We start from the raw sequence: 3,440 nt of genomic DNA, 5'->3' as shown, positions 1-3,440 counted from the left end.
CAGCTGTGAATCTCCGAATCTCGAAACACGTGCCACGCCGCTGCTGTCTCGTAACCACGTAGCACCGACTTTCCAGCTAAGAGAAACTGTTCCTCAGTCACTTTCGTAATCAATCCTTCTCCAGCATACACATTGCCGTTCTCTGTCTCGATATTCACATCACGTAACTGGTTCGTGGCTACAAATTCACTTACCCCATAATCCACAACATGGAGACTCCAGGTGAGCTTACCCGTGACAACTCCTTCTTGTACCGTCACATATCCATCGTAAAACGGAACATCCACTCCATCGATTTGTAAGTTACGGATTTCTTCAGACGTCATGTTCCTTACTCCTTGCGGCCACACGTTCCACGAATCTCAGTTGTTGTTCAATATACGGGTCATCTTCTTTCCCGCCACTTACGATCCAATCCTTAATCCGGTTCATCACATCTTCTAAAACGACCACCGGTACTTGTGGGGCTAATTCCGTGATACGATCTATATAATTCACTTGTTTCTCTCCTTTACCTCACTACTAAGAACGTATATTCCCTAAAAACAGGACTTACATAGTTACCATCTGTTATAATTATCAATGTCGCATTAAAATATAAACTCGAATGGGGATGAAACAATGACTCTAATTGCTGGTATCATATTACCTAAAGGTATTCTTATGATTAGTGATACGCGTCTCAGTGTTGAAAACACTGACGAAATAGATACTGATTATAAACGTAAGTTAACATTCGTTGCTCCTAACTGTATAATGGGAACCTCTGGTTCTGAAAGTTCTTTTTATACAGCGAAAATCTTGCGCAATCTTTTATTTAAAAATTCTCACGTATTGGATACTGCATCCCTACGCAGTTATATACTTGAAAACAATGTCAAGGTATTTTCCAACAAGCGGCTAAGGAGTTCACAGGGATTAGTAATAAACTCTATTTCATATATTTGACCACTTTAAATAAAAAACCCGCAAACGCTTGTTATTTAATCGAAGAGGATAGGACAGTTCATAAAATTGACGAAGAACAAGATGGCGAACTTATAAGCTATTCCGAATGATGCTTTATTTCACGCCCTTCTTCGCTAAAAACTGCCTTGCGTTATCCGTAAGCCGGTAATAATAAACATGCTCATCATCTTTCGTGACTTGCTCCAGTAGACCTAACTGAGAGAGTTGTCCCAGCCACGTATCAAACTGCGTGGCTGGAATTTCTCCTCCTACCTGGTGCATCGCTCGTAAGATGGCTTCCGAACCTTTCACTCTATACCACGTGATTTTACGATTTCCAGTGCTTGTTGTTCCGTAAAACCTTCCGAAACAAGGGCATCGAAACGCGCCTTATATACTTTAGACATCTCGCGCTGCATACGCATTTGCATTGGTAACGCCTTTACAAAGTTATCCAAAATCATTTCCAGCTCGATATTTGTATATTGTTTATTAGGTTCGCTCATCTTTTCACCCCTTCAAATATGCTTCGAGTTCCGCTAATACCTGATCAACCCCTTCAGGACTTAGCACGAGTTTACCGCCAGCTAGTTCAATATTTTCTTCTGAAACCTCTCCTGTAATTTGGCAAGAGTTATTAGGATTATATTTTTGTAGAATAATAGATTCACCATCTACGAAAATCTCCATCGGATCCTTTACCTGGATACCTAATGTACGGCGTAATTCCATCGGAAACACAATACGTCCTAATGGATCAATGTTACGAATAATACCTGTTGATTTCATTTCTCTTCAGCTCCTTCTGACCAACTAGATTGATATTTTCGCTTTCCTTGTTCTACAAGAAGGTTAACTTCATATTTTTTCGTAGGGATTGGTACTATTCTCCGCGGATCACTTTCCTTATCAATATGAACACCTGGTACATAGGTCAATGCTTCAGCTACAGCATAACTACCGTCTGGATTCTTCTGCTGCGTTGTCACCTGCATTACGCAACCACCATCAACATTACAAACCTTAGTTGATTTCATCCAACCTTGTTCTTTTGAACTCGCTTTACAAAGTAGCGCAAATGTATCCCCATCACCATAAACTTGTAAATCTGAAATATTCTTTTTCGCACCACGTACTTCTGAAATGTTCAAGTCTTTTTCTTTCATTTCTCCCCAACTCCTTTTCTTTACTTCTTAATCGTTTCTATAACGCTTGCTAAACCAAAAAAATATTACACAAATGAACCACGTTGTCCAAATCGGATATTCGTATATAAGTTCCATCCAACCACTCCTAGTCCTTATTAATAAGAATCACAGCCGGACCCTCAACCGTAATACCGGCTACTTCAATCTTTTCATGGGGACTTACTTGCACTGTTGTGACACCCTCACGTGTCTCCAGTTCTTCACTTATGTTTTTTGTAGGTATATTCTTCATCTTTACTCACCATCCAAAATAACGCTGTATTCATCATTAGCTACGTAAAAATTACCGAATGCATCGCGTTCAGGGAATCCATTTTTCGTTGCCTGTACTATCTTGAGTTTCGCATTACATTTATGACATTTCGTGAATTTGTTCTCCTTGTACTCGTATTGATTCCCACGATTTCTGCACATGCAGCAATCATAGCGTGTACGATATCTCGGTTTACCTTCTTCGTCATATTTAATACCTGTTTTCCAATGAATCGGATCAACTTCTTCTTTTTTCGTAATCTTTGCTATCTCTTCAACAGGAAACGAGCTACGATTTACTTCTACGATTGGTAGTTTACGGGTTTGCTTATCCGTGGTCATCTTAACAACTGATTCCTGAATCTGTTCATGCGTAACATCTAGAACCACAGCCTTATGAACTTTCGCTTTTGCCATTGCAGCTCCTAATGCCGATACATCCACTTCTGGTGGATGCTGATTAACCACTTTCACAAGCTCTGCTGCGGTATTGATAAATGAAAATTCATCTGTTTCTTTTTTTAATCTTAGATTAGCAGGCTCAGAGTCATAAAATTCTACATTTGTTTTCAGTACCGGCTTAATCTCGATGTAATTACTAGCACCTACAAAGCTGGAAACACCACCACGAATATTATTTTTAATAAAATCGAAAAAGACTGTAGTTAATGCGTTTACGTTTGCTTCTTTATTTAAACGATCGAGTCCGTATTCATAAAGCATTGCGTGAATAGCCTCATGAAGTACGTTTTTCATTTGCCCTTCATGCTTCGCTACATTGTCCGAAATCTTGATTTGTTGTTCGTGATACGTTACTTCTGCAATTCTTACTTCTCCGTTTTCTCTTTCTTCAATCCATCCTTTTACGACTTCCACATCGTACGGCACACTACCAATCATCAATTGTTTAGGTATATTCATATAACTTCAGCCCCCTTTATTTTGGTAAATCATTTTCAATTTCCGTTCGTAATTTATCTCGTAACCACTTAAACTCTAAATCCTTTTTATCGATTTTTGCCTGAATCACTT

At 39.1% G+C, this 3,440-nt stretch carries 9 protein-coding genes and 1 pseudogene; 1 reads left to right on the top strand and 9 read right to left on the bottom strand.

Going from position 1 to position 3,440, the window contains the following annotated elements; translation table 11 throughout:
* Both AC1DJR_RS26015 and AC1DJR_RS26010 read right to left on the bottom strand, forming a co-directional pair.
* Positions 1–326 (bottom strand): hypothetical protein (locus AC1DJR_RS26015; protein ID WP_477003862.1); only part of this gene is annotated, 326 nt, incomplete at its 3' end.
* On the bottom strand, positions 316–498 hold the full coding sequence (locus AC1DJR_RS26010) for a DUF6877 family protein (protein ID WP_477003861.1): 183 nt from the start codon (positions 496–498) through the stop codon (positions 316–318). The genes AC1DJR_RS26010 and AC1DJR_RS26015, both read right to left, overlap by 11 nt.
* A 123-nt stretch (positions 499–621) precedes the next feature.
* Between AC1DJR_RS26010 and AC1DJR_RS26005 the strand changes: the two genes are divergently transcribed.
* Positions 622–948, top strand: a complete 327-nt coding sequence (locus tag AC1DJR_RS26005) for a hypothetical protein (RefSeq protein ID WP_477003860.1) — start codon at positions 622–624, stop codon at positions 946–948.
* A gap of 114 nt (positions 949–1,062) precedes the next feature.
* On the opposite strand, the gene AC1DJR_RS26000 is transcribed toward AC1DJR_RS26005, so the two are convergent.
* From AC1DJR_RS26000 to AC1DJR_RS25970, 7 genes and pseudogenes are all read right to left on the bottom strand, one after another.
* Entirely contained in the window at positions 1,063–1,230 is a 168-nt protein-coding gene (locus AC1DJR_RS26000) for a hypothetical protein (RefSeq protein WP_042598652.1), read from the bottom strand.
* Positions 1,231–1,256: 26 nt separating this feature from the next.
* Positions 1,257–1,454, bottom strand: coding sequence for a hypothetical protein (locus tag AC1DJR_RS25995; RefSeq protein WP_001294615.1), 198 nt, complete (start codon positions 1,452–1,454; stop codon positions 1,257–1,259).
* 4 nt (positions 1,455–1,458) lie between these two features.
* Positions 1,459–1,737: an AbrB/MazE/SpoVT family DNA-binding domain-containing protein gene (locus AC1DJR_RS25990; protein ID WP_477003859.1), complete on the bottom strand. Its 279-nt coding sequence runs from the start codon at positions 1,735–1,737 to the stop codon at positions 1,459–1,461.
* Complete coding sequence (locus tag AC1DJR_RS25985) at positions 1,734–2,114, bottom strand: hypothetical protein (RefSeq protein WP_477003858.1); 381 nt, start codon at positions 2,112–2,114, stop codon at positions 1,734–1,736. The genes AC1DJR_RS25990 and AC1DJR_RS25985 overlap by 4 nt, the downstream gene beginning before the upstream one ends.
* Positions 2,115–2,241: 127 nt before the next feature.
* On the bottom strand, positions 2,242–2,388 hold the full coding sequence (locus AC1DJR_RS25980; protein ID WP_000790088.1) for a BC1881 family protein: 147 nt from the start codon (positions 2,386–2,388) through the stop codon (positions 2,242–2,244).
* A 2-nt stretch (positions 2,389–2,390) separates the two neighbouring features.
* Positions 2,391–3,329 carry a hypothetical protein gene (locus AC1DJR_RS25975; RefSeq protein ID WP_477003857.1) on the bottom strand — a complete coding sequence of 313 codons (939 nt, stop codon included), beginning with the start codon at positions 3,327–3,329 and terminating at the stop codon, positions 2,391–2,393.
* Positions 3,330–3,345: 16 nt separating this feature from the next.
* A pseudogene (locus tag AC1DJR_RS25970) lies at positions 3,346–3,440 on the bottom strand (transglycosylase); the annotation flags it as partial.

Source organism: Bacillus sp. 05T31 (genome assembly GCF_056396725.1).
The sequence above is the reverse complement of the archived record's forward strand: the minus strand, read 5'-3'. Positions and strand labels throughout refer to the sequence as shown.

Coding starts and splice junctions, on each gene's coding strand:
- AC1DJR_RS25995 (WP_001294615.1), bottom strand. CDS start 1,454: ATGAGCGAACCTAATAAACAATATACAAATATCGAGCTGGAAATGATT.
- AC1DJR_RS26005 (WP_477003860.1), top strand. CDS start 622: ATGACTCTAATTGCTGGTATCATATTACCTAAAGGTATTCTTATGATT.
- AC1DJR_RS25975 (WP_477003857.1), bottom strand. CDS start 3,329: ATGAATATACCTAAACAATTGATGATTGGTAGTGTGCCGTACGATGTG.
- AC1DJR_RS26000 (WP_042598652.1), bottom strand. CDS start 1,230: ATGCACCAGGTAGGAGGAGAAATTCCAGCCACGCAGTTTGATACGTGG.
- AC1DJR_RS25980 (WP_000790088.1), bottom strand. CDS start 2,388: ATGAAGAATATACCTACAAAAAACATAAGTGAAGAACTGGAGACACGT.
- AC1DJR_RS25990 (WP_477003859.1), bottom strand. CDS start 1,737: ATGAAATCAACAGGTATTATTCGTAACATTGATCCATTAGGACGTATT.
- AC1DJR_RS25985 (WP_477003858.1), bottom strand. CDS start 2,114: ATGAAAGAAAAAGACTTGAACATTTCAGAAGTACGTGGTGCGAAAAAG.